This is a genomic window from Pseudorhizobium xiangyangii, from assembly GCF_020531965.1.
GTDB lineage: Bacteria > Pseudomonadota > Alphaproteobacteria > Rhizobiales > Rhizobiaceae > Neorhizobium > Neorhizobium xiangyangii.
This window is the reverse complement of record NZ_JAJAWH010000004.1, coordinates 20,015-44,104: the sequence shown is the minus strand read 5'-3', so window position 1 is coordinate 44,104 and position 24,090 is coordinate 20,015. Positions and strand designations below refer to the sequence as shown.

Sequence of the window (24,090 nt, the reverse complement as noted above, 5' to 3'; positions counted from 1 at the left end):
GGCTTAAGCCGAAGCGGACTCCTTGGCTTCGAAGAGAGCTTCCGGCACCGTGCAGATAAACAGCGGGTAGGAATACACTTCGGGACGCATCCAGAAATCCCGGTCCTTGTCGCGGAGAATAAGCGAGTAGACCGGTCGGCCGATGGTGTTCGCCCATTCGAAGGACTCGCCAGGCGCGAAGGCTTCTTGGAAGACACCGGGCGCATTGATGGGGAAGAACTTGCACCGGGTACTGCGGACGCCGAAGGCTTCCTTGCCGGAGTTATCCCCTTCCGCGTCCGTCTTCTTGAAAGTCTTGGAACCCTTGTAGTTGATAAACAGGATCCCACCATATTCAAAGGTGGCGTAGGAACCGGCCCGGAAACCGGACTGTGTCGCCACACCAAAGGCACGGTTCAAGGTGTTCGCCTGAGACTGGTTAAGGTACGTGTCCGTAACCTTGGCGTGGCCCGTCAACTTATCGAAGAAGGAGTCGCCGGCAAGGCCAACAACAGACGAATTCGGAAGCCAGCGTTCGTCAACAACGTCTTGAACCCGGCGGAGGACATCCCGGCACTTCTGCTCAACATTGGTTCCGGCGGTGTCCAGCGCGAAGTCGATCGCAGCCGGGCGGGTAATGGTCCATTCATTGAACCAATCGACCACAACGGACCCGGAGGCGTCCATTACCTTGCCGAAGACGGCGCCGAGGCGCATGAATTCCCAGGTGGCTTCTACTTCGCGCATCAAGCGCTGTTGGTATCTTGCCACGTAACCAATTGCCGTTTCCAGTTCGGACTCGGTGCCGAAGGCGCGAACGTTCTGGATTTCAGACGCTTGAAGGGTGTGGCCCTTGGCGATACGCCGCGTCGGGAACATGCGAATGTTCCGGTCGTCGCGCCGACCTTCGGCGAGCGGTTCGCCGCGAAGAGTGGTGGGAATGAGTTCGAAGCCGTTGCCGCGCTTCTCCACGGATACCGTGGTCGTTGCAATCGGAACATTATCGAACAGGTTCATGCTCGAAATCAGGCCCGGCTGATATTCATACGTCTCAATCGCCGTCGTCATAGACGTGGCGGAGAAAGCGTCGTCGTTGAAAATATCCATATGCATTTGAGAAAGTCCCCGTTTCCAACAACGCCGCGCTTACTTCGTGCGGACGATGATTCCTTTTGCTGCAAGAGCGGTGATGGCCGCCGCCTTGTTCGGTGCCGAAATGCCAGCGGGCCACACCAGTTCGCGGTCGTTCACTTCGCAATCGCGGGCATGAAACACCACGGGTTGATCCGCCGTTGAAGCATCCGCCGATGTGAATAGAACGGCGTAAGCCGTAGCCGAACCGGTGTCCGGGTCCGCAGCGGTGGCCGCCATCGGAACCAATTTCTTGTCGGCCGTAAGTTGAGCCAGGACCATGCCGGACAAACCAACGGCCCCCGCCTTGAGGGTGCCACGGTCACGGGACCGCATTCCGGTCGCACCGCCCGCTTCGCTGATGATATAACCGCCTTCGCGGCGACCGATGTCCGTGAGAACCGTAGACATTTCCGTTTTCTCCTATTGCCGCCGCTTAACGCTTGCGCGCGTGTGCCTTTTTCCAAGCCGCCGCTTTATCTTCGGCGCTCATGGATTTATGTCCGCCCTGTCCGGCTCCCTTGACCTTCGGCGCCGCAATGGCGGAGGTCTCCGGAGCGTCGCCCGAAGCGGCCGCGTCCATGACCTTGGCACGGGCATCCGCTACAGACATCCGGGAGTTGATGGCCGCTTCCGCGTTGAAGGTGACGCCGAGGCGGGCCGCCTGTTTCGCTACGGCGAAGAGGCCGGAACAACGTTCGGTTTCAGCCTTGACGGCGGCATTGGAGAAGGCGGCGGCATTCTTGCCGGCATCACCTTCTTCTTCGTCGGCCTTCGCCTTCTTGCCTTCGTCCTCTTCGTCACCCTTGCCTTCTTCTTCCGTGGCGGCGGCCTTGCTCTTGTCTTCCTTATCTTCCGGCTTGGAAGCTGTGATGTTGGCGCCTGGCTTGCCTCGGTTCGTAGACATAAGTTCTGTCCTCATCTGTGAAGCGCTCATCCGGGTTGATCCCGAAGTTTGCATTTCGTCAACGTGCTCTTCAAAAGCTTGCAAGGCTTCGTCCAGCGTCCCTACTTCATCAGCGAGACCCGACTCCACCGCGAGGCTTCCGCGAAAGATTTCAGCGTTTGTAGCCCGGATTTCTTCGCCGGTCATTCCACGATTCTGCGAAGCGAGGTCCACGAACATATCCATCAAGTGGTCGACGTCCGTTTGCATTCTGGCAAGCGTTCCCTCGCCAAGCGGCTCATGTGGGTTCCCGTCTGTCTTGTGTTCACCCGCAAAAATGTACGTCCATTTGACCCCGGCCATCTTGTCCGCCGCGCTCCGGTCCACATGGGCGCCGAGGACGCCGATGGACCCGACTTCGCCGGTCCGGGCAACCCAAATTTTACTTGCGGATGATCCGAGACCATAGGCGGCGGAACACATGATTTCGTTTGCGTGTGCCCATACCGGCTTCCCGGACGTAGCGGACGCAACCTTGATGAAGTCGGCGCAATCGAAGCAACCGTTTGCTTCGCCGCCGCTACTGTCAATTTCCAGCATGAGTCCGCGAACGGACGCGTCCAGAAGGATTTCCGCGACCGCGTTCTGGATAAGCCCGTAGCTCATCATTCCACATTCGGCATCAAGCCAAGTGCCGCGACGCACAAGCGAACCCACGATAGGAAGCACCGCGATTCCATCACGGTCCATGTAGGCGCCACCGGCGAGGCGACGGGAACCGCCTGGCGCCCTCGCTTCGCGGGACGGCCGTTCGAACGCGGCGACCACTTCCGTGCGGTCAATGCGCTCGCCGCTCAAGATGCGGGGGCCGATGGCGTCAATGATACCGGTCCCGATGTCACCCCGGAAAAGAAGCGGCCGATTGAAAATCAATGACGCCAGGTGTGGAAGGTCACGCATCGTCTTCGGCCTCTTCTTTTTCGTCTTCGTCTTGATCCGGGTCCGGCTCGGCGCCGGGGACGGGACCCGGAGTCGCCTTCGCCCGCGTACTGAACTCAAGGCCGAGTCTGTCCTCTTCCTTACGCTCCTCATCAATCTCGGCGTCTAGGTCTTCACGGTCATAGCCGCGTTCTGCTACCGATTGCGTCCGGCTTTTCAGGCCGCCGCCGATGGCTTCAAGCTCCGCCTTTATATCTTTGGCGGGGTCAATCCATTCCTGGCGTGGAGCGAGGTGGTCGGCGGCCCAATATTGGGTCGGGTCCTCATCATAGCCGGGGAGGTCTACCAGACCGGCCATATAGGCGCGGTCCACGAACTGCATCCACACCATGCGGCAAAGCTGGAAAATCAGGGTGTTGTAATTCCACTGATTCACCCGGCGGCGGAACCGTATGATATCGGTCCGCACATTCGAGAAATTACCTTTTGTCATGTCTCCGGTAACATACGCGTAGGGGACACCAGTCCCCGCCGCTATCTTCAACGCGTTACGATACTGGAAAGGCTCATAGCTTCCACCAACGTCCGCCGGTGTGGCAAACTTCACGTCCTTGTCGTCGCCGAGGTCAATAATCGCGCCGGGCTGCATTGGCGCCACCGGTTCGTCATCGGCGCCGTCTATGTCATCATCATTGGCAATCGGGTTGTCACCACGTCCAACAAGGAACGCGGTGAACAGCGCGGCCGTGCTTTTCCGCTCAAGTTCGGCATCGTCATAAATCTCCATCTTGAAGATTTTAACGAGGACTCGAGCGATGGACGGGACGCCACGGATTTGCCCGGCCTGTTTGGCTTCGATTACGTGAATGACTTCTTCGGCCGGGACCCGGACGCGGTCCCGCATCAATCCACCAGCTTGCGCCGGGACATCGTCATATGGATGGAATCGCCAGAAGTGGTAGGCTACGCGTCGACGGATGGCGTCGTACTCGATACCGGCGCGGATTATGTTCCCGCCGTTGCCGTTGCCGTTGTAGGCAACATCGAGCATTTCGCTTGGCAGAAGTTGCAGTTGAAACGGAACTGTCCACATATCACCAGGACGGCGGGACCGGATCCGAACGAAGCATTCACCGGTTAGTCTGACTTCGCGGGCGACCCGCTCTTGGATCCCGTAATAGTCTGACATGCCATCGGCATCAGCCTCTTCCGTCCACCGCCAGAACAAGTCTATCAGTGCGCGCTTGGCCTTCTTGTTTTTGGTGCGGGGACGCGGCTTGATGCCGTCACCCACGGACGCGCTAACCCATTCATCAATGGCGTTTCCACACATGCTTTCGTTGTCATAAAGCCAACGAACACGCGAAACCAACGTGGGGCCAGCCGCTTGGATCGCGGCATTGATGTGCCGCTTCGGAGGGTTGAATCCCTTGAGACGACGGCCATGTCCGGCTGCTTCAAATGATGGATTAGACGCGGCGCCAAAGCGGAACGCGTTGGCAAACTTCCTAAACGCATTCATCAAAAACCTCGCGACGAATCAATATAGAAGACGCGTTTCCGCTTCTTTCCGGTGCCCTCGGCGATGTCTTCGTCGATGCCATCCAACGCGGCTTGCATCTCGGCAAGGGATCGATACTGAACCCGCTTGTCGCCGTGCTGGACGGACAACGCGCCGGAGCGCATTGCCTTAACGAGCTTCACCCGTTGCGCCCTCAAGGCGTCAAGTTCTTCTTCCGATAGAACCGCCATCGATCAACCCATGAATGGAGACGCAACAACGCGCCGCTTCTTCTTCTTCCTCGCCGTTATCGCACCCGCGTTTTTAGGTGTCGATTCCGCTTCCTGCGAACCCGGCTCTTCCGGCGCGTCTTCTGCCACTGGCTCCGGTGCCTTCTGTTCTTCCTGTTTCACGGGGTTTCCCTTCTCTTTCATGGTGCGCTCAACGGTGGCGGCACGCCGGTTCAAGTTGATGCCGCCGAGGATTAGACCTTGCAAGGCGGCGTAGGCGTAGACGCGGCAGTCAAACGATTCATTCCTGGCTTTGTCCGGAAGGTGCCATTCAATGTGTTTGAAGCCCTTCGTGAACCGGACGACCTTCCGCTCCGCCGTTAGCTGCTGGAAATATTCCTGATCCCGGTCCATCGGGAAGTGGCACGCACCGGCGCCGCTCACACCGGCCCCGACCTTCGCTAACCGGGCTGTCACGACTTCCTTCGCGGAGTCCACGCCGATGGCGTAAAGGTTAATCTTGCCCTTGTTGTTGCGGCTCGGCTTCTTCGGCCACACCGGACGCTTCCCGGCATAACCCTTGATCCCCCAAATTCGGCGGCCTTCGCGGGGACGAACGTAGCGGTATGCGTCCTGTGTGTTGGCGCCGCCGGTATCGATGGCCGTTGCCATAATCTTCATGCCGTCTTCAAGCGCGGGGTGACGGAACCGGGTCCGTAAGATTTCATCCAGTTGATCCCACACCTCCAATTCGGAGGGGTCGCCGGGAAGAACGTGGTAGGCAACGGACCAGGACTCCTCATCACGTCCCCACGCCACCACTTCCAATTCCAAGCGGTCCGGCTGCACGTCGACCCCGGCAGTCAGCAACGCGGTTCCCGCTGGCAACTCGGCGTCGAAGCCTGACATGAATTCTTCGCGCTTCGCGAAGAGGGTTTCCGGGTCCAGCTTTTCGCCGCCGAGGCTTTCCCACTCCTCGCCTAGAACGTTGTTAATGAAAGGTTGCAGCTTGGCGGGATCATCCTTCACCAGAAGGAAGCGGCGAACACACTGTTCCCATGTATACCACTGCGAATACAACGCGGAGAGGTGATAACTACGCGTCTTCGCGTCCACGGGGACCGCTGTCGGGATCCACTCCGCGTCGCCGCCATGCCCCTTTTCCCGGCACAAGTGGCGCTTCCGGTGTTCGGGGTGCCGGTGTTCGCATAGCTCGCCAGTATTGGGATCATGAGCGGAACAGACGAAGGCGGCCGTTTCCGGCTTGCCGGGTTCCCATTTAATCTTATCCCATGTGATGGGCTGCAGGGTCCCGCACTTCTCGCACTTCACGTTGTAGTAGCGTTGATCCCCTTCGCGGAAGGCGGGACCGATACGCGAAGTTTCCTTGTAGAGCGGGGTTGATAGCTTGAAGATTTTCCGCCGCGCCAGGTGCGCCGAAGTTCTGTCCACCGCCAAGGAAACGGGGTCGCCGTCATCGTCCGCGCTTTCCGGGTAGCCGTCGACCTCATCAAGGACAAGGTAGCGCATCGGGAGACCGCGAAGCCCGGCGCCGCTGTTCGCCCCGGTCATCACCAAGACGCCGTTGTCGAAGTCCTTTTGTTCCTGAGTATTGCCGGAGTCCCTGGACCTGGCCGGGGGTATCTTTTCCCGGAGCGATGGCGACCCCTCAATCATGGGATCAATTCGCGCCTTCGAAAACTTCTTCATCATGGAAATGGTCGGCATCACGTACATGATGGGACCCGGCGCATGATCTATGACGTAGCCAACGAAGTTGAACCCGGCTTCGGACATCCCGATTTGAACGCCCTTCATGACGTTCACGGTCTGGATGGGAGAGTATGCCGAAAGGCAGTCCATGATTTCGCGGAGGTAGGGGACGCGGGATGTCCGCCACGGTCCCGGCTCCGGGCTGCTCTTGGACGATAGCTTGCGGTTTTTGTCCGCCCACTCGGAGACCGTGTAAGGCGGATCCGGGCGGAGCGCGGCCATATGGTCGCCGAATATTTGGGCGGCCTTATTGATGGATACGGCATCAACGCGCGCGTTCATTCGTCACCGTCTTCCGGCATCGGTTGATCCGCTGCTTCGTTCAATGCCTTCCTGATATGGGCTTCCAACAGGCCAATGAATGTTCCGGGGTCGACGCCAAGTTCGCCCGCCATTTCGGCGCCGTGGCGCGGCGCGAAGTTCAAGAACATATCGCGGGTCGCTCTACCGGCGGCGCGTTGTGCCCGTCTCACTTCGTCCAGCGAGACAAGGCTTCCTTCAAGGACGGCCAATTCTATGCGGCGGATCGCCAAGTTTACTTCGGCTGTTTCCGTCTTAATGAGGAATTCGCCGCGCGCCATATCGGTATTGCCGGACTTCTTCCCGCGCTTCCCGGTGGTCTCCCCGTCACCCCGGCGGCTCCGCATGTATGACGGGTTTGTGTTGGCGAACCACAGCACGCGTGCCTTCTCTTCATCAAGGCTTCCATCATCAAAGACGGCGTCCCCCATCGAACCGCTCTTGATTCTGGCGTGGACGGCGGGAGGCGTCACGTTCACGGACTTAGCGAAGGCATGGACGCTTATCCCCTGACGTTGTTGACGCGGTGACAATTTTTGATCCCTTATCTATACATGGTGCATATTCTGGCTTATACCTACGTTTGCAATTTGCAAATACACGAAACCGCAACGGGGTCCAACTCGAATGAAATCTTACAGTGTGAAGAGCAATGCAAAGCGCTTCGCCCGTGGCATCGCGGACAAGCATCAAGATATGATAGCGGCGGTCGAGCCGGTGGAGGTCTCGCCGGGCGCGCGGGAGTGGTTTCCCGCCATTGAGGTTCCAAAGGAACACAACGACGCTTTCCGTGAGATGATGCGGGAGACCTATTCCGACGTTGCCGTGCTCACCTTCGAACCATGCGAAGCAGCGGAGACCGCTGACATTCCAAGCTTCCTTCCTAAGAAACCTCACCATGAACCGCAGGAAGGCTCTATTGATGTCCGGGACTTCGGCGCCCGTGGCTCCATCTTCTGCGGGCAACCGGCGGAACCGCTGGTGTTTGATGCCGCCACCATCGCGGCCCGTCCGGAGCTTGCGCAAGTATCGAGGACGTTGACGGTAACGAAGGACGTGGCGGAGGATTGTGTCGAGTATCCCATATCGGACTTCGTTCCGCCGGAGCCTGTCCGCGCGCCGGAGGCGTTGACAAAAAAACAATCCGTTGGCCGCTTTGTCCGCGCATCCAATCCTAAAACGGTTTCCGTTGTCGTTGACTACGCCAAGGAAGCCGCAGAGCTACCGCCGCCGGTTCGATCCACACCGGAGGAAATCGCGGCGCGCCGTGCGGAGCGGCGTTCCCGGATCGAAGCGGAGAAGGAAGCCGGGACCTTCGGCAAGAAGGCGGAACGGATCAATAAGAAAAAGAAAATCATTGATCTCATTTCCCGCAACGGTGGCGCCACACAAGGCGAACTCGAAACCGCAACGGGATGGCAACGCCACACCCTGCGCGGCTACATCGCGGGCACCCTTCGAAAGCAGCTTAAGGTGGTCGGCCGCGTCATCGAATGTATCCGGGGGAAGGGGGAGGAGCCTACCCGGTACGTCGTAAAGATGGCGGAGACCGATGGGAAGGGAGGTGACACATGAAAGCGGTCCCTCTTATCGCCCTCGGCATCGCCTACGTTTGCGGCGCCGTCTTTACCTTCGGTCTCGTCTGGAACCGCATCCAATGCGTGGAAAAGCCGGGCTTGACCTGCACGGAAGTCCGCGTCGCTTCTTCCCTGGCGTCCGCCACGGGGTGGCCGCTGGCTCTCTCCGCCATCTATCAGGAAGGCGGTGACGAATGATTTACGTAGGTTTCACGGACCATTGGAGTTTCAAGCCCACGGACGAAGAACAAGACTTCATCCGCGCGAACTGGCCCGAATACCGAGATGACTACAACGGCAAATTCAGCGTGCCGCATACTAAGGCCCGCATGAGTTGGGATGAGGTTGCAGCGTGGACCGAAGCCGGGTTCAAGTTGGAATTGGAACCGTGCAAGTCCATGATGCTGGTGAAGCGGAAGGACATCCACGGACACGACGAAGATAGCGGCCACGAACAGTTGATGAGTGGGAAGCTCTTCAACGTGACGCTTCCGGATGTCGGCTTGCTTTTGATTGATGAAGTCAAATGGCTAGATGACGCTTGCACGGAAGAACTTCAAAGAAACCTAGATGACGGGTGGCGCATTTTGGCGGTTTGCCCGCCCAATGCGCAACGCCGACCCGACTACATCCTCGGCCGCCGGAAGCGGGGGGATGGCCTATGACCACCATTCGCTACAAGCGGAAGCGCGGCCGCGAAGAGGCGCCGGTGAAGGTCTGCCCATCCTGCTACGTCTATAACATGGCGGCCGTCCGGATGTGCCACGATTGCGGGCATGAGTTCCCACGGGTCACGAAGGCGGCGCGCCAGGAAGGCGAAGCCGCGTTGAAGCGGTGGACCGAAGCGGAGATGGAGCGCCAGGCGGACCGCGAGATGTTGGCCGCCTTGGAAGTGGTGGCAGCGGAGGGTGTGGAGTGATGGCCGAAGATTGGTTGATCCGGAAAAACGGTTACTACTACCGGCCGAACTCGCAAGGCTACACCTGCTTTGTCCACGAAGCTGGACGCTACACGAAGGAAGACGCCGAGGCGGAGCGGGATGGATGCGACCCCGGCGAAATCACAATCATGAAGGCGCCGCCGGTCCCGCCCACGGATGTCATTCCGGAAGACATCATGCGGGAGGCTATGAAGATTGCGGGCCGCCTCTACAGCGAGGTCGTGGATTCCGATGACGGTTCACACTCCATGGAGATGAATGGCGCCGCCATCATCATAGGATCCGCAATGATGGCGGAGCGGGAGCGGGCCGCTGAGATATGCCGGGAGCAACAGCGGACGGCGGAGGCAAGTCCAGAGTATCGGGACGCATGCCGCCGAGTGGAATCCCATATCTACAGAGGTGCGCAATGATTGACCTGGCCACAACGATCAAAGACCTATGCACGGTTCCCGTCATCTTCGCCAACAAGCGGGACAACGACTTGCCCGGCTTCATCGCGGCCTTGGAGAATAGGCGGGTCGCCATTGATGGCAGGATTTACGAACCCGGCGAGACAATCGATTTCAGCGGACTCACTATGGCTTTCGCGTGCGGTAGGATCATGATTATCAAAGGCGGATGGAGTTTTGTTCTTGCCCCGCCAGGCATCGCGGGCGCGTTCCTCGGCGCGACCATAATCATAAAGGCGCCAGTTGATGGCCGTGAGGTCGTCACCAAGGAAGGCACCGTTCGCTTCGGCTTGAAGGTAACGCCTTGCTAGACATCACGAATTAGACTTTAGAAGCCCGGTTGATCCGGGCTTTTTTTATGTCTGGATTACATAACCGGGAGTGATGGAACGCTATGCGTCACGCATAGACGTATAACACTTTGGATATTTCTGTCGCTAAAAAGAGCATGCGCCAGCCATGTCCCCCGCATGGGTGGTGCCCCAGGAAGGACCCGTGAAACAATTGTTTCACGATAATATGTAATGATACCAATGTGTTACCTGCGCATATTGCGTATTACATAGTTATGTATGTTTGTGCGCTGTAATGCATGCGGGGAATTGCATAACCTACAGGGTATGGCCACCCATCAATTGAAGTGATGGGTCACGTCCGCTTCTTGAACTTGCCTTCGGATCCGCGCCGCGTGGACTTGTTCTTATGGAGAGACGTGTAGCGTTGCAGTTGCCGGAGAACGTTGACATGTAGACGCTCGGCGCCATAGGTCTCGTTAGCGTTCGATATAGCATCCTTCGCCATGGCCTCGGCGATGGCGGCACCCTTTGCTTTCCTAATCGGTCCCCGTTTATCCTTGGAAAGCCAGGACGCACCAACTCTAACGAAGACGTGGCCACCCATGGATAGGTCGCGGGTCCTGTCGTCATCAGGGCCGCCATAGATGAAGGCGCCGGGGTGATGGACGGAACCGCACCATATCTTCGCGGTGACGCCGTCACCAGCCTGTTTAGCCCCATATGCCTTGAGCGGGATCACGGACCCGGAACCACGGATAACAGCGGTTAGCGTTGATGCCGTGGAATACGGCCTAATCCATATCCCCTTCTTCGCTCTACGTGCCGTTACGGAAAGGGACTTCGATGTTAGTTGTTCCGCCTTGCGCTCCACCTGGCGCGTGGAGTCATTGACGGCCACAGACAAGGCTTGATGGAGGCGGTGCCCCTGCAGCTTCTCCATGAGGGCGCGGACCTCTTGCGTCTTCCACTTCGCTGTAATTACGAGGCCATCGGCCATGTTGACCCCCTTTCAATGAAAAAGCCCGTCGCATCTGCAACGGGCTTCCCGGATCAAATCTTCTGTCAGTCCTACGCCGGGAACTGGACCTTGAGGTCGGCGATGATGTCCGCCTTCTTCTTCGAAGCGTCTACGGTGTAGCCGTTGGTTGCCGCGAACTCCGAAAGCTGATCCTTCGTCATCGCTTCAAGTTCGGCATCCGTAGGTTTACCCTTGGCTTCGCCATCATCGGAACCGTTGTCATCACCGGAGCGGACGAAGCCGATTCCGTTCTGGCTGTCTGTTGCCGTAGCGGTTTCCGCGTCGGTGGTCATGTTGGGACCACCACTTCCGGCACCATCGGGATCAACGAAGATGACGGCGGCTCCGGCTCGGTTCAAGCGCTGATAGGTGGAAACACTGATGTCCTCGCGGAACTTGCCTTCGCCCGTGGGTTCGAATGTTTCGGCTTCGCCTCTGTCGTTGGCTACCGTCATCTTGCGGGTGATCTGGACTTGCATGACATTTCCTCCCATCGGGGTAACGTAAAGTAATCCGGTGTAATGTGGCCCCGACGTTGCCAAATCGTCAACCCTGTATTTTTTTTCAACCTGTATTTTTTCATTCGGAAAAAAACACAACCGAAAATACATTCAACTTACTGTTTTTACTCAATATATATATATCTATTTTTTTTAGAGAAATATATATATAGATGTGTCTGCGCATATGCATATGCTGCGCTCGCATCTGTGTGTATCGCGCATTTGTGTGTATTTTTTCCGGAAAATTTCATACATCCATACAAAGCCAGCAAATACAGCAGCTTACATCTATTTTGATGTGTATTTTTTGATGTATTTTTCCGATGTTTGCGGAAATCTCGCCAGTTCAGCCGTTGACGCGTTGACAACGTGATATGCGTGGCGCATATATACCCGTGTTGGATGACAAACACGGAATGGAACCACGGACATGGCAAAGCTCACTTTCACACTCTTCGGCAAGACCCACGAAGCCGCCGACATGGCTTCGGCCTCCGCTCTGTTCTCTTCCTTGCGTGACAAGTCCGGGCGCGGTTCTTCGACCATGCCCCTCCCGGAAATCATGTTGGAAGGCGCCGTGGTTGGCCACTTCTCCTACAACGGCAAGGTTTGGGAAAATCCGTCCCGTGACTGGACGCCGGTCGCAACCCCAATCTTCAACCCTCATCAGGCCGCCGCTTGAATGCGCGTCTTCGTCGGCATGGAGACATCCGGCGTAGTCCGCCGCGCCTTCGCCGCGAAGGGTTGCGAGGTGATTTCCTGTGACCTTCTACCATCTCAAGACGGTGCCGACGTCTCCATGCCTGTTGCGATCAATGGGGGGGGGCACATCCAAGGCGATATCTTCGATGTGCTGGACCGCCTCGAGTCTCTTGGCTGGATGCCCGACCTCGGCATCTTCCACCCGGATTGCACCTACCTAACAGCATCGGCCGAATGGGCTTATGCTGATCCTGATTTCGCCAAGTATCCGGGAGTCGGATACCACCAAAACGTTGAACCCGGAACATTGACCGGAGCGGTTCGCCGGGAAGCCCGTGAAGAAGCAGTGGAGATGGTCCGCCGGATCTGGCGCCTCAAAATTCGCCGGAAGTGCGTGGAGAACCCGGTCGGCTATCTGTCCACGGCGTGGAGGAAGCCGACGCAAATTATACAGCCGAACCGGTACGGAGATGACGCCAGCAAGAAGACGTGTCTATGGCTTCTGAATGTTCCAGCGTTGATCCCCACGAAAACGGTGCGTGGCCGCTTCGTGAAGAAGGAAGGCCACCTAACGCGGTTCGTGGAGCGGTGGGACAATCAAACCGATAACGGCCAAAACCGGCTTTCACAGACCGATGACCGATGGCAGAAGCGAGCGGACACCTATCCCGGTATCGCTGCAGCCATGGTCGACCAATGGTTGAACCCATTTCAGGGTGCGCTTTTTGATGCGGTAGATGTTGACGATTTGCAAATAATGAGGAAAACAGCATGACGGAAGATCAATTAAAGAAGTTGGCTTCCACATGGGCGTCGGCCTCCTCCGCTAACAGGAAGCTCCGGAAGCTGGCGGCCGAACTGTTCCCGGTGGGGTCAACTGTGGCCTTCCCCCGTGGGGACTCAATTGTTCATGGGACCGTCCGGAAGCACGCGGAGTCCGTTGCCTACATCTCTGTGACGGACACCGGCACCGGGAAGCCGCACCGCGTCACCATCTCGGAAATCATCGAATACCAGCGGGGACCACGGACATGATGACGGAAGAGGAGCGCAAGGCGCGGCACCGGGAGCGCCAGAAACGATATCTGGCAAAGCCGGAATCGAAAGCTAAGGTCGCGAAGTGGAAGGAAGAGAACGCGGACAGGGTGCGGCTCCATAACTCCACCTACTACCGGAAGAACCGGGAAAGAATGCTGGCGGCGTCGCAGGTCTGGAAAGAGGCGCACCCGGAGAAGGTCAAAGAGCATCAGGACCGCGCCACCGCGAAGAGGCGAAAGACGGGCGAAGCTATGCCAACAGGGTTTGCAGAATGACGATCTCCGGGACCCTCTTTGATGCCGCCACCATCGCCGCCGCCTGGGTCTGCTGGCACCTCTACCGTGGCGCCCGTGATGCCATCTCCGAAATCAGAAAGGATCAACAGAAATGACCGAAACACATAGCGAAAAAGGCATCCCCTTGGACGGTGCCGTCGCGTTGCGGTGCGGCTTCGGGTCAAAGGCGAACCCATTCCCGAAGGGCACATGGCAGTCCCTTCGCTGGCTCGGTGAGTGGTATACGGAAAACGCGGCTTGCTTCCGCTCCCATGTGGAGTCCCGTCCTGTATTCATGAACGGCGGCCCGCTCACCTTCTCCTACCGGAACTGGCGCGGTGAAATCGGCACCCGCAACGTGCAGCCGGTCCGACTTGAGTACGGCGCCACGACCTGGCACCCGGTTCCGCAATGGCTTCTTATTGGGTGGGATATCGATAGAGCGGAGGAACGGTCCTTCGCTATTGCGGACATCAATCCGTCACCAGAGGGGGAGACCCCACCACCCGAGTCACATGTGGACGTGGAAGATGTCCGCGAACAGAAGCTCGCCACCATTGTCGCTCCAGACAACGGAACTCCGCACGAAGTGCTGTCTGCTGTTCTCGCATGTGCGAGGGCATGGGTTCCGGAAGCTCGCATTGTCGGGAATGTCAGAGCCGGTGACATTGTTCGCGCCATTGAATACCTACCAGCGCCCGAAACGAATGTGCAGTTGCCGCGAGACATCAGCACAGCCCCCAAGATGACCGACGTTCTTGTCTGGTGGCCGATCGTTAAGCTTGACGACGACGGCGAGCCGACCGACGAAGTCGTCGACGGTCGGTGGCTGATCAGTGAAGACCAGGGATACTGGATCGAGCCAGAGGTTATGAATGCCATTGGTGATCACCTCGGCGACGATTTCACCTATGCGGATAAGCCGAGCCACTGGATGCCATTGCCCACTGCGCTGTTTACCGCGTCGGAGGACAAGTGATGGAAGCCATAAAACTCGACGAGTTCCGCGCTCGCATCAAAGCCCAAGGCACGTCCGATCGCGCACACGCCGCCTTCAAATGCCCGATGTGCAAAACAATCCAATCTATGACCAGCTTCACCCGCGCCGGTACGGACGCTGAGACGGCCGAAAAGTATATTGGCTTTTCATGCGTCGGCCGCGTGACTGGCGCAGAAGGCCCACGCAAGCAACCTGACGGAAAGCCTTGCAACTGGACGCTCGGCGGCCTTTTCCGTTTTCACGAGCTGGAAGTGATTGACGACGCGGGCAAGGCACACCCGCACTTTGAGGTCGCCACCCCGGAAGAAGCGCAGGCACTTGAAGCGTCCATCACCACCACGGAGGGCCAGCCATGAGCGACCATCAGGAAATCTGGTGCCAGCCGGCAGATCAGCCAAAGCGGCAATTCCTCGTATTGTTCGATGATCCTCAGATGGAATTGGCCGTCTTCGACGATGAAGCGGAGGCCCGCGCCTATTGGGAGACGGCCAATCACAATTGGACCTGCTACCTCATGGGCACAATGCCGCGTTCCCCAGCACCCTCACCGAGGGCGGTGGGGGCACCATCAGTTGATCCCGCCCGCATCTTCCCGAAACCTTTGACCGTGGAGACGAACCGGCTTGCTACCTTCATCACGGAAGACGGGATGTCGGTGGCATGCTTGACCGGTGAAGACCACCATGAACGCGCCCTTGCCTTTGTGACGGGGGTCCAGCCGGGACGCCAGGAATGAAGAAGGCGCGCGGTATCTGTAGGTTCGTCGAGGTTTCGCCGGACAAGGCCGGTCGTATCATCATGCGGAAAGATTTTCGTTACCCTTGCCGCGCCCCGGATCCTCCGGTGCCGGACATCCCAGCGTCAATGTCAAAATCATACGGCTTCAGGTGGCCTCCACACCGGCAACAGATCGGCAAAGAAGAATGCGCTGAGTGTCCCGTCTGGACGCCACGCGAAGAGAAGAAGGAAGATGGAAATGCGCACCAATAACACAAGAGCCACCGAAATCGCGGAAGCCGAAGCCGCGTTGGCCCGCCTAACGAATGCTCAATACGCGGCCACGATGTCCAACGGCCGATACTATACCGATGGGAGCAAGACCAGGGACGACCACGAAATCGCCGAAGCCCGCCGCATCCTCGATGAACTGAAAAAAGATCAAGCCTAGTGCGTTGACGAATTGACAACAGTATATGCGTGATGCATATTCCCTTCATCGAACAAGGGAACATCATCATGCAGAACGTTGAAAGACAGTTGGAAGCCCGCCAGTCCCGCCGCATGCACGCCGAGGACCGCTTTCTAAACCGCATCGAGAAGAGGGAAGCCGCCGCAGAAGCGATGATTGGCGAACTCAACAGCGGCAAGCTCTACGTTTCCCCGGTCGGGGGAAAGTACCGCGAGGGCACCCGCGCCGACCTCATCGCCTTCTTGCTCCGCAGCAACTACGCTTGACCGCGAGCGAGTAGGAAGCGGGCACAGTGCCCGCTTCTATCATCCCTAATGCAGACAATTTGAATAAACATTGGTGATTTCACAACGCACTATGCATTGGGCATAGTGGAGAAACGCAGACAGGGGATATTGACTTATGTCAAACCAGAATTGCGGCGGACGAGTCGGCGGATACCAACGCTCCCGAACGAAAATTAATCTTGGCACCTTTTACAAGATGGAGCCGGTTGACAGGGGAAGGATTACAACCCTAATTGTTCTCCTAACGTTCTCATTTTTGGGTGTCTTGTATGTAACCTGTCATCGCCTATCCGAGATCAACGCGAACCTCGCCCCCCTGTAGCAATTGCCAATCTGGCGCCCGGAAAGGGCTGGACGCCATGCGGGTTATTGCCCGGAAGCCACCAGACGAGGGAACACCGTAGTAATCATGAAGATTGAACAGACACGTGAAGGCTTGCGGAGCCTTCTTAACGCCACGGAAATTAGCACGGAACCCGGACATTGTGCCGCCATAGCTTCGAATATTGATCCGAGCGGAACTGGTGCCCTCCTAAGTGGAGAAAGCTACGAAGAGGTTAAGGCGAGGGCATCCAACGCGGAAAACGAACTTCGGGCGATCCGCCGGGAGCTTGTGGAGCGCGGATTCGGAGGTGACGCCACCCACCTCCGCTTCGCCGTTGGCCTCGCCCTTGATAGCGGCACACCCACGGCGGCACTTGAGGCCGACCGGGATAACTGGAAGGCGCGCGCGGAATGTGCCGAAGAGGCGGTGGAAGCAGTCCGCATCGTCCTGATGTCCACGGAACACCGCGCCGAGGGCGCCTCCGTGGATCTGCTGGTTGATGCAGCCATAGACATCGAACGGGAGCGGAGCCAAGCCGCCTTAGCCGCTAAGGACCGGGAGTTTTCGGACGCCATACAACGGGTGCAACGGTCGCTTGCCATAGCCAAGGGCCGAGCCGAGAGAGCGGAAGAAGTGGCGGCCGCCAGGCTGGCCCACGCCACCAGCCTGATAAGCGCCGTCAACACCATGAACCGACACCTTGCAAAGGAACTCGGTGCCGCCAAAATCGTGCGGCTTTGATCCTTTCTCCGCGTTGATGTGTTGACATCAAAATATGCATGATGCATAGATTAGGCATCAACGCGGGAGAACACGAACATGAACGTAGCAGAAACCATCCTGGCTCAACTCGGCGGCAACAAGTTCCGCGCGATGACTGGCGCGAAGAGCTTCGTGGGAGGCTCCGACCTCCTGCAATTCGACCTTCCCCGTGGCTTCGCCGCCAACAAAGCCACGAAGGTTCGTATCACTCTGGATGTCTCCGACACCTACACCATGGCCTTCTACCAGTGGAACGCCAAGAAGCTGGACATGAAGCAGCTTTCCGAAATTCCCGGCGTCTATGCCGATGACATCCGCCGTATCTTCACTTCCGAAACCGGCCTAGACTGCACTCTAGGCCGGGCCGCCTGAAATCCACCGCCGCCGACTGGAAAAGCCCGGAGTGATCCGGGCTTTTCTTTTGGGAGGAGGTAGGGGTTACGGCCGTCGCCACGGCACCGGTTCGGCATCGCGGGTTGCAGCGGTTCGGAGCTTGCCGGATCCATCGGGAACACGAAGGGAACCGCTACTTCGGTTGATGACGACGACGCGGACTCCGCCGATTTCATGACGGCGAAGAACGGCGGGGACCACCGCAACAGCAACAGGCGTTGAAATCTGTTCCGTGGATGGCTCAAAGGCCGGGACGGCGTGAACCGCCGGAGCAACGGGCGGGATCGCCGCGACCGCTGCAAGTGGTGCCGCTGCCATTACGGCAAGAGCGAACAGTGAAGAAAAGAAACGCCTGGACAATGCCGAAGCCCTCCGGTTGATGGCGGAAGGCGAGGGGTTCACAGTCCTCCGCCTCCCGCGTGGTACGGTGCATATGCATGATGCATTTGCCCCTATACGGCCGCAACTTGATCCTTAGAGGTTAGAGGGATTCCGCAATCTCGGCATCAGGGTCTTGACGGCCGCCGCTGTTCCCGTAGCCGGTCAATCCTTCCACGGGGACCGAAACGAATGGCGTGTTCACCCCGGACGCAAAATAGCGGTTGCCTTTACCCACGGCGGCACCCGGTATCGTTTCCAGTATCTTCCGCCACTTCGTCCCCGCCCATTCCGTCCCCTTGAGGATGCGGCGGAAGTTTTCGTGGGACGTGGTGACATCGCAAAACATCTCGTCAATCTTGGCGCCGTGGACGCGGAAGCCGAGCCGGGCAAGCGAGGCGTGGGCGGAAGCCTTCTTCTTGTTGTCCACGTAGTCCGTGCCGAACTGGCTATGTTGAGCGACCTTGTCCTCTTCCCATGCCGCGATTTCGATAAGCTCGCCTATCGGACGTTCCCATGTGCCGCCCTCCGGCGTGTTGTGCCTGACGATGTGGCCCATGATATGTTGCAGGAAGCGGTCGGTGTCCCTGGCGGAATCCCGCGCGGTATGCTCCGCCCAATCGTTCCCCCGGATCCATTCCAAGGCTTGTTCCACCGTCACCGGCTTCGCACTATTCAACAGGTAGGCACCGGCGAGCATGGGGCCGAGCTGGTCGCCAAGACGTTGCGCGCCTAAGTGGACGGTAGCGGCGGCCGTGAAGACTCTGACGTATTCGCGGAGAACGGGAAGGTTCAAGATGGTCCGGGCGAGCAACCGCTTCGAAAACTCCGGTGTCATCAGGCCCACCATGTCGGACACCAACTTTTCATAGTGAGCCTTACCGGCCGCCTTTTCCTTCGGATCATCCGGAGGGCCGGAAAGCGTCAACTGTGTAAACCGGGTTTCGTCCGCGTAGCCTTCCACTTGCGTGTTGATGGACGCGAAGACGAACATGGAGCGGGCGCGGTAACCCTTCGTCTTCTGGTTTGATGTCCCCTTCAATATGAGGCCATCGCTTTCCGACGCCGCCACTCTAGCAAGGTCAAGGATGGAGCGGATCCGCGCCTGGCTTAACATGTCCTTCGGTTCGGACTCGTCAAAGATGATAGGCAACGCGTCCATGCCGAGGGCGCCGCGAATACCGGCTTCCGTGGTGTTGCCGACAACGGAATGTGCTGTTGATCCCAAAGCCGCCTTCACAATCTTGTCCATGACCGTGGATTTTCCGGACCCCGCTGGACCGTTCACCCATATGTGAGGGCGCCAGTTCAAGAAGCCGCACACCGGCGCCACCACGCACCAACCGGCGAGGAGGTAGCCGGAAAGCGCGGACTGCCATCGAAGCGATTTGCAAAGGGTAAGGAAGCGGCGGGACTCCTCGGTTGTGGCGGGGTCACCAACGGAAACCGGGATGAAGTCGCCTTCATCGTAGACGAAGCGGCTTGTGTGGTCATGGATGGCCACGGGTTCACCGTCAACGATAAGGGAGTCCCCGGAGTGGAATACGGCGGTCCTGCCTTCGAACCACGCGCCACGGCCGCGAACGGCGTTATGCGGGATGAACTTCCGGCGCTTCATACATGCTTGCATGCACGCATTGATGGCCGCGTTCCAGTTGACTCCGCCGTCCTTCGATTTGCCGGGGAACTCGAATTCCCACCATTGCAGCGGAGCCAGGCGGAGCATTGCGGCGCCCTTCATCTGCGAGGCGGAAAGCTCGATGACTTGCGCCACTTTCGCGGGCTGGAAGTAGCAGGTGGTTCCGTCGACGCCGAGGCACCGGAAATGTGGCGCCCCGAAGCCGTCCAGCGGGTGTTCCCGTGGTTCCCGCGTCTTCTCCTCCGGCTTCGCCCTGCCTTCATCCTCGCCGCCGTCTGGACCGTCTGGAATGCTATCCATGGGTGGCGGGTCCCGCTCATCCCGGCGCCGGTTCCGCTCCGCGTTGAAATCCACGATATTGGCAATCGGGTTCAATACGGCTTCGATATCGGCCCGGATGCGGTCAAGGCCGAATTGTTGCACCAGGTCGTCGTAATCGGTACGGGTAATATCCCCATCTTCGAACTGAGGGATGGCCACCCGACCCTTGACGGCGTCCGCCGCTTCCTTGGCTTTCGTGACCCCCGGATTTTCTACCGGCGTCAACGTCATCCGGTCATTATCGGCGGCGAACACGATGCGGGCACCCGGATACTTCTTCCGGATGGCGCGGGCAACCGGGAGGAGGTTGCCAGCATCGAAGGCGGCAATAGTCAGGAAGCCGGTCGCTTCGTGCATCCTGGCGCCGGTGGCGTAGCCCTCGGCGATGATGATGACGCCGTTACCGTCTTCCGGAGGCTTCCCGATGCTGTGATAATTGCCTTCCTTCGCCGTCCCCTTGATGAAGCGCTTCGTTCCATCGGGCTGAATAATTTGCGCGCCTACGATGTCACCAGACGGTGAAAACATCGGAACCACCAGATTACCGGCGCGGGCGACCTTCGGCTCCTCCTCCGGATCAATAATGTATTTGACGTTGGTTTTGAGGACGCGGAGACCGGCGAAGACGGGCAATCCCTTCTTCGCAAGATAGGCGTGGGAGGGGTCCGCCTTGCCAGTGGACTTAAGGATCAATGCAGCGGCGGATGCGGCGGCTTTGTGAAGCTCCGCTTGTGCAGCGGCGCGGTCGGCGGCCGCCTGTTTCATCCGGTCCTTAAGCGCGCGGCGTTCCTCATCTGTGAGGGTGGAAGGCTTCTTCGCGCACCATGTATCTTCAATCCCTAAAGCGTAGTCACCGAAGGCGCCAGCGGCGAGGCCATCGGCGTGGAGAACATACCAGACATGCATATTCCTCTTGCTCTTCTTGCCGAGAGCATTGGCCCTATGCAACTGGCCATCCGGGACCGGGTGCGGCCCCTTCGGCGAGGCGGTGTCGATGTTGACGCCCGCGCTCTTCATCGCGTCCAAGAAGTCCGCGACCACGTTGTTGATTTCCACGCCCTGCGCTTGCATGTCAGTCCTTAAAGAGTCTGGCGGCTACTGCTTCTTGCTCATTCCGGACCACCTCGGCGACGCCGCCAGCATTCCGGACGAACTTTGCAAATTTGATCTGTGCTTCCGTGGCGCGGCCGGTCCCGGACTTGACTTCCCAGGAACAAAAGATGGCGACCCTTGTACCCACCATCTCCGGCGTGATGACAACGGAGTCTATACCGATGAGGTCCCCGGAGCCGACACACAATCCGGCCTTTATCGGGTAAGCTTCCATCACAACACGTTCGCCGCCCTTGGCGCGGTAGACTTCACCGGCGCGGAGTTCGAAGGACTGTCCCGCCCATCCTTGCGCCGTGGTGTTCCGCCAGACCGTTCGCCCGGCTGATGACAACGCCAGCATGATCCGGTTCATCAACGCGGTGGCGGCCTTCATAGCAGTTCACCCAACACGGCCGGTTCCGCTTCTTTCGGCGCCCACTTTTCATAATCCGCTTCGATCTGCAGATAATTTACCGGGTGTTGGCGGCGTAAGCCGATTGGAGCCGTCCCTAAAATGTAGTGCCCCCGGAATCCTTCGCGAAGCGCCAACCATCTCATTTCAAGCCAGCGGCGCCGGCAGATTTCGAACAGCTTGAAATCTGCAATGGTGACGAATCCGCGCCTCTCAAGGATCACGCAAATTTTGATTGCCTTGATCTTCCACTCGGAAAGCGATGACGGGCCGGAAGCTCCGGCTATGACATCGGGGACATACTCCGGAAGGGTTTCCCGCTTCGCCGGGCAATGGTCGACCCAATCCTCGCGCCACACCCAACGTTCGCCATGAACGGGAAGATTAGGCGCGAAAGGCGCCCATTCCCGCGCGGCTTGGCTTTCGGCGCCCGTGCGGCCCCATCCGTGGGAAATATATTTCTCCACAAGCGCTTCTTTGGCGTCCTCCGCCTTGCATTCAAGGACGGTCACGCCGAGTTTTTTGGCAATTACCTTCATTTCATGGGAAGCGGTGCCGTGCGGAACCAACGCGGCGCGGTAGTCTGGACCACTGCAACCGGCCTCCCGGCTGGAATGCAGACCTTCCACGGCTTGCAAGAGAACCTTGGCGTTCAAGGTCATCTTCGCTTCCACGCCGATTTGCGCGCCGTCCACCTGGCGAACAAGAACGATGTCGAACCCGGCCGTTTCCGGGTAGGCCGTCCAACCTTCGGGAAGGGCTGCGATGAAGGTCGCGCACAACGCGGCCTCATTCGCAAACACGGCCTTGGATGGGCGAGGGGCCGTCATTGGGCGACACTCGTTTGCGCCTGGCGCTCACACACCTCGGCGTAATGCCGGAGGACTTCACCAGCGGCGGCCGGGCCGTACCACTTCACCAGTGAAACGGCGATGATGTCCAAGGCACCAAAGGCGGACACCTCCGCTGGCAAGCCCTGTTTCACCGTGGCGTCAAGCGTGGCCCGCATCCCGGCCTTCGAAGCCTCCCGGACGGACTGATGCTTGATCGCTTCTTGCTGCGTCATCTCGCCGGTGCGGATGTAGTCATGATAAGTTTTCGCCGTCATCGCGCGTATCTCCTTTGTGTCTTCTGATTTCGGGCGGCCAATACGTTGCGCGCCCATCCGTGGGGGTTCTTCATGCCGCGCTGTTTTCCGAGCGCGACGAGGTCATCAAGGCTTTGGGCTTTGGCTTGCTCTCGCTTCCGCTCCACGGTCGCCGCGTTGCGCTCGACTTCCTGCAAGTCGCCCTCAAGCTCTTTGACGGTCCGGCCCATGGAGGGATATTCAAAGCCGCACCCCGTGCAGACCGGCCCCGGCTTATGGACGCGGAAGCAGTTCGGGCATTGCCGGGTTGTCACGGCGGCCTCTTCATCCTCGCCGGATCCGCTGCGCGCCTTCTTCTCCCGGCCCGCCAGGGTCCAGTTGCGCTCATCGTCCGGCATGCCGTGGCCGCGTCCGCCTTTCTCCCGATCGATGGTATTCGCGGAGTGGTCCAGAATGAGCGCGTAAGGCTTCGGCCCCGCTGCTATCGCGGCGACGCGTCCCTCTTGCGTGTTGAGGTCGAAGCCGGGCGCGTAGACCGGCCGGAGGACGCGGCCCACCTGCTGCAGGAATAGAGAAAGCGAGTGGGTCGGCCGAAGCAGGATAGCCACTTCGATGGCGGGGAGGTCGAAGCCCTCGGAAACGAGGTCAACCGAAGAGAGAATTTCAATCCGGCCGTCTTCGAAAGCCTTGATGAGTTCGTCACGGTTCGGGCTGTCACCGTCGATGTGGGCGGCCCGGTAGCCAGCGTTTTGGAACTGCTCGACCACAGCAAGCGAATGCTTGATGGATACGCAAAACGCCATCGCCTTCCGGCCGTGCGCCAAGGTCCGGTAGTGCTTGACGACGTCCCCCACTACGGCGGCGCCGCCCATGCGCTTCTCAAGCTCGCCGCGATTGAAGTCGCCGCCAATCTTCTTGATGCCCGATAGGTCCGGCATCGAAGGCGCAAAGAGGCGGTACGGGGAAAGGTAACCTTGATCTATGAGCCAGGCCGTGGACGGACCGGACACCATGCGGTCGAACCATTTGCCAAGCCCGGTTCCGTCAAGCCGCTCCGGTGTGGCGGTGAGGCCAACAATCCGGGATCCTTTTTGCTTGTAGGAGTCGATGATTGACGCCCACGTCGCGGCCCCGGCGTGGTGTGCTTCATCGGGGATGTAGAGGTCGGGGGCACCGTACCAATCCAGCCGCCGCCGAAGCGTTTCGATGCTGGCGATTTGGACAAGCTGATGACGGTCGCCGGTGAACCCGGCGGCGATGATCCCGTAAGGAATTCCCACCTTATCAAAAGTCTTCGCGGTTTGCTTGATAAGCTCTTTCCGGTGGCAACCGAAGATGACGCGCTTGTTCCGCTTCGATGCGGATCCGGACATATATCCGGACAAGGCCGTTTTCCCGCCGCCGGTGGCCATAACAGCCAAGACGGATTGCACATCCCGGAGATTGTCCCGCGTCTCTGTGACGACATCAGCCTGGTAGGGACGAAGAGCGAAGCTCATGCCGCCACCTTCTGGCGCGGCGTGAAGTGGTGGGGACGGGCGGAGATGAAGGCGTTAAGCGAGGCCACGGACGCCATGCGGAGGTGTCTTGCGATGAACTGGACGCCGACCCCGTCCGCCCACATTTCTTTCGCTATTTGGAATTGCTGCTTTGTCATCTCATCTT

32 protein-coding genes are annotated in these 24,090 nt (G+C 58.7%); 17 read left to right on the top strand and 15 right to left on the bottom strand.

Translation table 11 applies throughout. The features are described 5' to 3' along the window. Positions 1-3: 3 nt before the first annotated feature. Genes LH464_RS04380 through LH464_RS04350 form a run of 7 tightly spaced genes read right to left on the bottom strand, consistent with a single transcriptional unit; the run spans position 4 to position 7,170 of the window. Entirely contained in the window at positions 4-1,092 is a 1,089-nt protein-coding gene (locus LH464_RS04380) for a major capsid protein (protein WP_226785154.1), read from the bottom strand. A 33-nt stretch (positions 1,093-1,125) separates the two neighbouring features. Then, complete coding sequence (locus LH464_RS04375; protein WP_226785153.1) at positions 1,126-1,521, bottom strand: head decoration protein; 396 nt, start codon at positions 1,519-1,521, stop codon at positions 1,126-1,128. A gap of 25 nt (positions 1,522-1,546) precedes the next feature. After that, entirely contained in the window at positions 1,547-2,956 is a 1,410-nt protein-coding gene (locus tag LH464_RS04370; protein ID WP_226785152.1) for a S49 family peptidase, read from the bottom strand. After that, entirely contained in the window at positions 2,949-4,457 is a 1,509-nt protein-coding gene (locus LH464_RS04365) for a phage portal protein (protein ID WP_226785151.1), read from the bottom strand. Before LH464_RS04365 ends, LH464_RS04370 begins: the two co-directional genes overlap by 8 nt. After that, positions 4,457-4,687, bottom strand: a complete 231-nt coding sequence (locus LH464_RS04360) for a phage head-tail joining protein (RefSeq protein WP_226785150.1) — start codon at positions 4,685-4,687, stop codon at positions 4,457-4,459. Before LH464_RS04360 ends, LH464_RS04365 begins: the two co-directional genes overlap by 1 nt. 3 nt (positions 4,688-4,690) lie before the next feature. Then, the gene (locus tag LH464_RS04355) at positions 4,691-6,661 is read right to left on the bottom strand and encodes a phage terminase large subunit family protein (protein ID WP_226785350.1); all 1,971 of its coding nucleotides are present in this window, start codon (positions 6,659-6,661) and stop codon (positions 4,691-4,693) included. 56 nt (positions 6,662-6,717) lie between these two features. After that, positions 6,718-7,170, bottom strand: coding sequence for a hypothetical protein (locus tag LH464_RS04350; protein WP_226785149.1), 453 nt, complete (start codon positions 7,168-7,170; stop codon positions 6,718-6,720). Positions 7,171-7,366: 196 nt separating this feature from the next. On the opposite strand from LH464_RS04350, the gene LH464_RS04345 reads away from it, so the two are divergent. From LH464_RS04345 to LH464_RS04320, 6 genes are read left to right on the top strand one after another with little or no spacing between them, the layout of a single operon-like run. Next, the gene (locus tag LH464_RS04345; protein ID WP_226785148.1) at positions 7,367-8,314 is read left to right on the top strand and encodes a DUF3489 domain-containing protein; all 948 of its coding nucleotides are present in this window, start codon (positions 7,367-7,369) and stop codon (positions 8,312-8,314) included. Beyond that, positions 8,311-8,514, top strand: coding sequence for a hypothetical protein (locus LH464_RS04340; protein WP_226785147.1), 204 nt, complete (start codon positions 8,311-8,313; stop codon positions 8,512-8,514). The genes LH464_RS04345 and LH464_RS04340 overlap by 4 nt, the downstream gene beginning before the upstream one ends. Further along, positions 8,511-8,981, top strand: coding sequence for a hypothetical protein (locus LH464_RS04335; RefSeq protein WP_226785146.1), 471 nt, complete (start codon positions 8,511-8,513; stop codon positions 8,979-8,981). Before LH464_RS04340 ends, LH464_RS04335 begins: the two co-directional genes overlap by 4 nt. Next, positions 8,978-9,235 (top strand): hypothetical protein, encoded by a 258-nt coding sequence (locus LH464_RS04330; protein WP_226785145.1) that lies wholly within the window; start codon positions 8,978-8,980, stop codon positions 9,233-9,235. The genes LH464_RS04335 and LH464_RS04330 overlap by 4 nt, the downstream gene beginning before the upstream one ends. Then, positions 9,232-9,669 carry a hypothetical protein gene (locus LH464_RS04325; RefSeq protein ID WP_226785144.1) on the top strand — a complete coding sequence of 146 codons (438 nt, stop codon included), beginning with the start codon at positions 9,232-9,234 and terminating at the stop codon, positions 9,667-9,669. The genes LH464_RS04330 and LH464_RS04325 overlap by 4 nt, the downstream gene beginning before the upstream one ends. Beyond that, positions 9,666-10,019: a hypothetical protein gene (locus LH464_RS04320; RefSeq protein WP_226785143.1), complete on the top strand. Its 354-nt coding sequence runs from the start codon at positions 9,666-9,668 to the stop codon at positions 10,017-10,019. The genes LH464_RS04325 and LH464_RS04320 overlap by 4 nt, the downstream gene beginning before the upstream one ends. A gap of 337 nt (positions 10,020-10,356) precedes the next feature. Here LH464_RS04320 and LH464_RS04315 read toward each other — a convergent pair whose 3' ends face one another. Next, positions 10,357-11,001 (bottom strand): hypothetical protein, encoded by a 645-nt coding sequence (locus LH464_RS04315; RefSeq protein WP_226785142.1) that lies wholly within the window; start codon positions 10,999-11,001, stop codon positions 10,357-10,359. A gap of 71 nt (positions 11,002-11,072) precedes the next feature. Beyond that, positions 11,073-11,501, bottom strand: a complete 429-nt coding sequence (locus LH464_RS04310; protein WP_226785141.1) for a hypothetical protein — start codon at positions 11,499-11,501, stop codon at positions 11,073-11,075. A gap of 454 nt (positions 11,502-11,955) precedes the next feature. Between LH464_RS04310 and LH464_RS04305 the strand changes: the two genes are divergently transcribed. The 11 genes from LH464_RS04305 (at position 11,956) to LH464_RS04255 (ending at position 17,475) form a co-directional block, all read left to right on the top strand. Then, a complete protein-coding gene (locus LH464_RS04305) occupies positions 11,956-12,207 on the top strand; it encodes a hypothetical protein (RefSeq protein ID WP_226785140.1) in 252 nt (83 codons plus the stop codon). Further along, a complete protein-coding gene (locus LH464_RS04300; protein WP_226785139.1) occupies positions 12,208-13,002 on the top strand; it encodes a hypothetical protein in 795 nt (264 codons plus the stop codon). Then, positions 12,999-13,262, top strand: a complete 264-nt coding sequence (locus tag LH464_RS04295) for a hypothetical protein (protein WP_226785138.1) — start codon at positions 12,999-13,001, stop codon at positions 13,260-13,262. Before LH464_RS04300 ends, LH464_RS04295 begins: the two co-directional genes overlap by 4 nt. Next, positions 13,259-13,540, top strand: a complete 282-nt coding sequence (locus LH464_RS04290; RefSeq protein WP_226785137.1) for a hypothetical protein — start codon at positions 13,259-13,261, stop codon at positions 13,538-13,540. The genes LH464_RS04295 and LH464_RS04290 overlap by 4 nt, the downstream gene beginning before the upstream one ends. Before the next feature lie 112 nt (positions 13,541-13,652). After that, positions 13,653-14,519, top strand: a complete 867-nt coding sequence (locus tag LH464_RS04285) for a WYL domain-containing protein (RefSeq protein ID WP_226785136.1) — start codon at positions 13,653-13,655, stop codon at positions 14,517-14,519. Then, on the top strand, positions 14,519-14,896 hold the full coding sequence (locus LH464_RS04280) for a VVA0879 family protein (protein WP_226785135.1): 378 nt from the start codon (positions 14,519-14,521) through the stop codon (positions 14,894-14,896). Before LH464_RS04285 ends, LH464_RS04280 begins: the two co-directional genes overlap by 1 nt. Beyond that, a complete protein-coding gene (locus LH464_RS04275; protein WP_226785134.1) occupies positions 14,893-15,276 on the top strand; it encodes a hypothetical protein in 384 nt (127 codons plus the stop codon). The genes LH464_RS04280 and LH464_RS04275 overlap by 4 nt, the downstream gene beginning before the upstream one ends. A 234-nt stretch (positions 15,277-15,510) precedes the next feature. Continuing rightward, entirely contained in the window at positions 15,511-15,708 is a 198-nt protein-coding gene (locus LH464_RS04270) for a hypothetical protein (RefSeq protein ID WP_226785133.1), read from the top strand. 68 nt (positions 15,709-15,776) lie between these two features. After that, a complete protein-coding gene (locus LH464_RS04265) occupies positions 15,777-15,995 on the top strand; it encodes a hypothetical protein (protein WP_226785132.1) in 219 nt (72 codons plus the stop codon). A gap of 430 nt (positions 15,996-16,425) precedes the next feature. After that, positions 16,426-17,082: a hypothetical protein gene (locus tag LH464_RS04260; protein ID WP_226785131.1), complete on the top strand. Its 657-nt coding sequence runs from the start codon at positions 16,426-16,428 to the stop codon at positions 17,080-17,082. 78 nt (positions 17,083-17,160) lie between these two features. Further along, positions 17,161-17,475: a hypothetical protein gene (locus LH464_RS04255; RefSeq protein WP_226785130.1), complete on the top strand. Its 315-nt coding sequence runs from the start codon at positions 17,161-17,163 to the stop codon at positions 17,473-17,475. A gap of 502 nt (positions 17,476-17,977) precedes the next feature. Here the strand turns inward: LH464_RS04255 and LH464_RS04250 are convergent. Genes LH464_RS04250 through LH464_RS04225 form a run of 6 tightly spaced genes read right to left on the bottom strand, consistent with a single transcriptional unit; the run spans position 17,978 to position 24,082 of the window. After that, a complete protein-coding gene (locus tag LH464_RS04250; protein WP_226785129.1) occupies positions 17,978-20,905 on the bottom strand; it encodes a toprim domain-containing protein in 2,928 nt (975 codons plus the stop codon). Between the two features lies 1 nt (position 20,906). Then, positions 20,907-21,320, bottom strand: coding sequence for a hypothetical protein (locus LH464_RS04245; protein WP_226785128.1), 414 nt, complete (start codon positions 21,318-21,320; stop codon positions 20,907-20,909). After that, positions 21,317-22,168, bottom strand: a complete 852-nt coding sequence (locus LH464_RS04240) for a hypothetical protein (protein WP_226785127.1) — start codon at positions 22,166-22,168, stop codon at positions 21,317-21,319. Before LH464_RS04240 ends, LH464_RS04245 begins: the two co-directional genes overlap by 4 nt. Further along, positions 22,165-22,446 (bottom strand): hypothetical protein, encoded by a 282-nt coding sequence (locus tag LH464_RS04235; protein ID WP_226785126.1) that lies wholly within the window; start codon positions 22,444-22,446, stop codon positions 22,165-22,167. Before LH464_RS04235 ends, LH464_RS04240 begins: the two co-directional genes overlap by 4 nt. Next, positions 22,443-23,924, bottom strand: a complete 1,482-nt coding sequence (locus LH464_RS04230) for a DEAD/DEAH box helicase (RefSeq protein WP_226785125.1) — start codon at positions 23,922-23,924, stop codon at positions 22,443-22,445. Before LH464_RS04230 ends, LH464_RS04235 begins: the two co-directional genes overlap by 4 nt. After that, positions 23,921-24,082: a hypothetical protein gene (locus tag LH464_RS04225; protein ID WP_226785124.1), complete on the bottom strand. Its 162-nt coding sequence runs from the start codon at positions 24,080-24,082 to the stop codon at positions 23,921-23,923. The genes LH464_RS04230 and LH464_RS04225 overlap by 4 nt, the downstream gene beginning before the upstream one ends. Between the last annotated feature and the right edge of the window lie 8 nt (positions 24,083-24,090).

Bases quoted from the DNA above. Each gene is read 5' to 3' on its own strand.
- LH464_RS04380 (WP_226785154.1), bottom strand. From the start codon at position 1,092: ATGCATATGGATATTTTCAACGACGACGCTTTCTCCGCCACGTCTATG.
- LH464_RS04375 (WP_226785153.1), bottom strand. From the start codon at position 1,521: ATGTCTACGGTTCTCACGGACATCGGTCGCCGCGAAGGCGGTTATATC.
- LH464_RS04370 (WP_226785152.1), bottom strand. From the start codon at position 2,956: ATGCGTGACCTTCCACACCTGGCGTCATTGATTTTCAATCGGCCGCTT.
- LH464_RS04365 (WP_226785151.1), bottom strand. From the start codon at position 4,457: ATGAATGCGTTTAGGAAGTTTGCCAACGCGTTCCGCTTTGGCGCCGCG.
- LH464_RS04360 (WP_226785150.1), bottom strand. From the start codon at position 4,687: ATGGCGGTTCTATCGGAAGAAGAACTTGACGCCTTGAGGGCGCAACGG.
- LH464_RS04355 (WP_226785350.1), bottom strand. From the start codon at position 6,661: ATGGCCGCGCTCCGCCCGGATCCGCCTTACACGGTCTCCGAGTGGGCG.
- LH464_RS04350 (WP_226785149.1), bottom strand. From the start codon at position 7,170: ATGGGGGACGCCGTCTTTGATGATGGAAGCCTTGATGAAGAGAAGGCA.
- LH464_RS04345 (WP_226785148.1), top strand. From the start codon at position 7,367: ATGAAATCTTACAGTGTGAAGAGCAATGCAAAGCGCTTCGCCCGTGGC.
- LH464_RS04340 (WP_226785147.1), top strand. From the start codon at position 8,311: ATGAAAGCGGTCCCTCTTATCGCCCTCGGCATCGCCTACGTTTGCGGC.
- LH464_RS04335 (WP_226785146.1), top strand. From the start codon at position 8,511: ATGATTTACGTAGGTTTCACGGACCATTGGAGTTTCAAGCCCACGGAC.
- LH464_RS04330 (WP_226785145.1), top strand. From the start codon at position 8,978: ATGACCACCATTCGCTACAAGCGGAAGCGCGGCCGCGAAGAGGCGCCG.
- LH464_RS04320 (WP_226785143.1), top strand. From the start codon at position 9,666: ATGATTGACCTGGCCACAACGATCAAAGACCTATGCACGGTTCCCGTC.
- LH464_RS04315 (WP_226785142.1), bottom strand. From the start codon at position 11,001: ATGGCCGATGGCCTCGTAATTACAGCGAAGTGGAAGACGCAAGAGGTC.
- LH464_RS04310 (WP_226785141.1), bottom strand. From the start codon at position 11,501: ATGCAAGTCCAGATCACCCGCAAGATGACGGTAGCCAACGACAGAGGC.
- LH464_RS04305 (WP_226785140.1), top strand. From the start codon at position 11,956: ATGGCAAAGCTCACTTTCACACTCTTCGGCAAGACCCACGAAGCCGCC.
- LH464_RS04300 (WP_226785139.1), top strand. From the start codon at position 12,208: ATGCGCGTCTTCGTCGGCATGGAGACATCCGGCGTAGTCCGCCGCGCC.
- LH464_RS04295 (WP_226785138.1), top strand. From the start codon at position 12,999: ATGACGGAAGATCAATTAAAGAAGTTGGCTTCCACATGGGCGTCGGCC.
- LH464_RS04290 (WP_226785137.1), top strand. From the start codon at position 13,259: ATGATGACGGAAGAGGAGCGCAAGGCGCGGCACCGGGAGCGCCAGAAA.
- LH464_RS04285 (WP_226785136.1), top strand. From the start codon at position 13,653: ATGACCGAAACACATAGCGAAAAAGGCATCCCCTTGGACGGTGCCGTC.
- LH464_RS04280 (WP_226785135.1), top strand. From the start codon at position 14,519: ATGGAAGCCATAAAACTCGACGAGTTCCGCGCTCGCATCAAAGCCCAA.
- LH464_RS04275 (WP_226785134.1), top strand. From the start codon at position 14,893: ATGAGCGACCATCAGGAAATCTGGTGCCAGCCGGCAGATCAGCCAAAG.
- LH464_RS04270 (WP_226785133.1), top strand. From the start codon at position 15,511: ATGGAAATGCGCACCAATAACACAAGAGCCACCGAAATCGCGGAAGCC.
- LH464_RS04265 (WP_226785132.1), top strand. From the start codon at position 15,777: ATGCAGAACGTTGAAAGACAGTTGGAAGCCCGCCAGTCCCGCCGCATG.
- LH464_RS04260 (WP_226785131.1), top strand. From the start codon at position 16,426: ATGAAGATTGAACAGACACGTGAAGGCTTGCGGAGCCTTCTTAACGCC.
- LH464_RS04255 (WP_226785130.1), top strand. From the start codon at position 17,161: ATGAACGTAGCAGAAACCATCCTGGCTCAACTCGGCGGCAACAAGTTC.
- LH464_RS04250 (WP_226785129.1), bottom strand. From the start codon at position 20,905: ATGCAAGCGCAGGGCGTGGAAATCAACAACGTGGTCGCGGACTTCTTG.
- LH464_RS04245 (WP_226785128.1), bottom strand. From the start codon at position 21,320: ATGAAGGCCGCCACCGCGTTGATGAACCGGATCATGCTGGCGTTGTCA.
- LH464_RS04240 (WP_226785127.1), bottom strand. From the start codon at position 22,168: ATGACGGCCCCTCGCCCATCCAAGGCCGTGTTTGCGAATGAGGCCGCG.
- LH464_RS04235 (WP_226785126.1), bottom strand. From the start codon at position 22,446: ATGACGGCGAAAACTTATCATGACTACATCCGCACCGGCGAGATGACG.
- LH464_RS04230 (WP_226785125.1), bottom strand. From the start codon at position 23,924: ATGAGCTTCGCTCTTCGTCCCTACCAGGCTGATGTCGTCACAGAGACG.
- LH464_RS04225 (WP_226785124.1), bottom strand. From the start codon at position 24,082: ATGACAAAGCAGCAATTCCAAATAGCGAAAGAAATGTGGGCGGACGGG.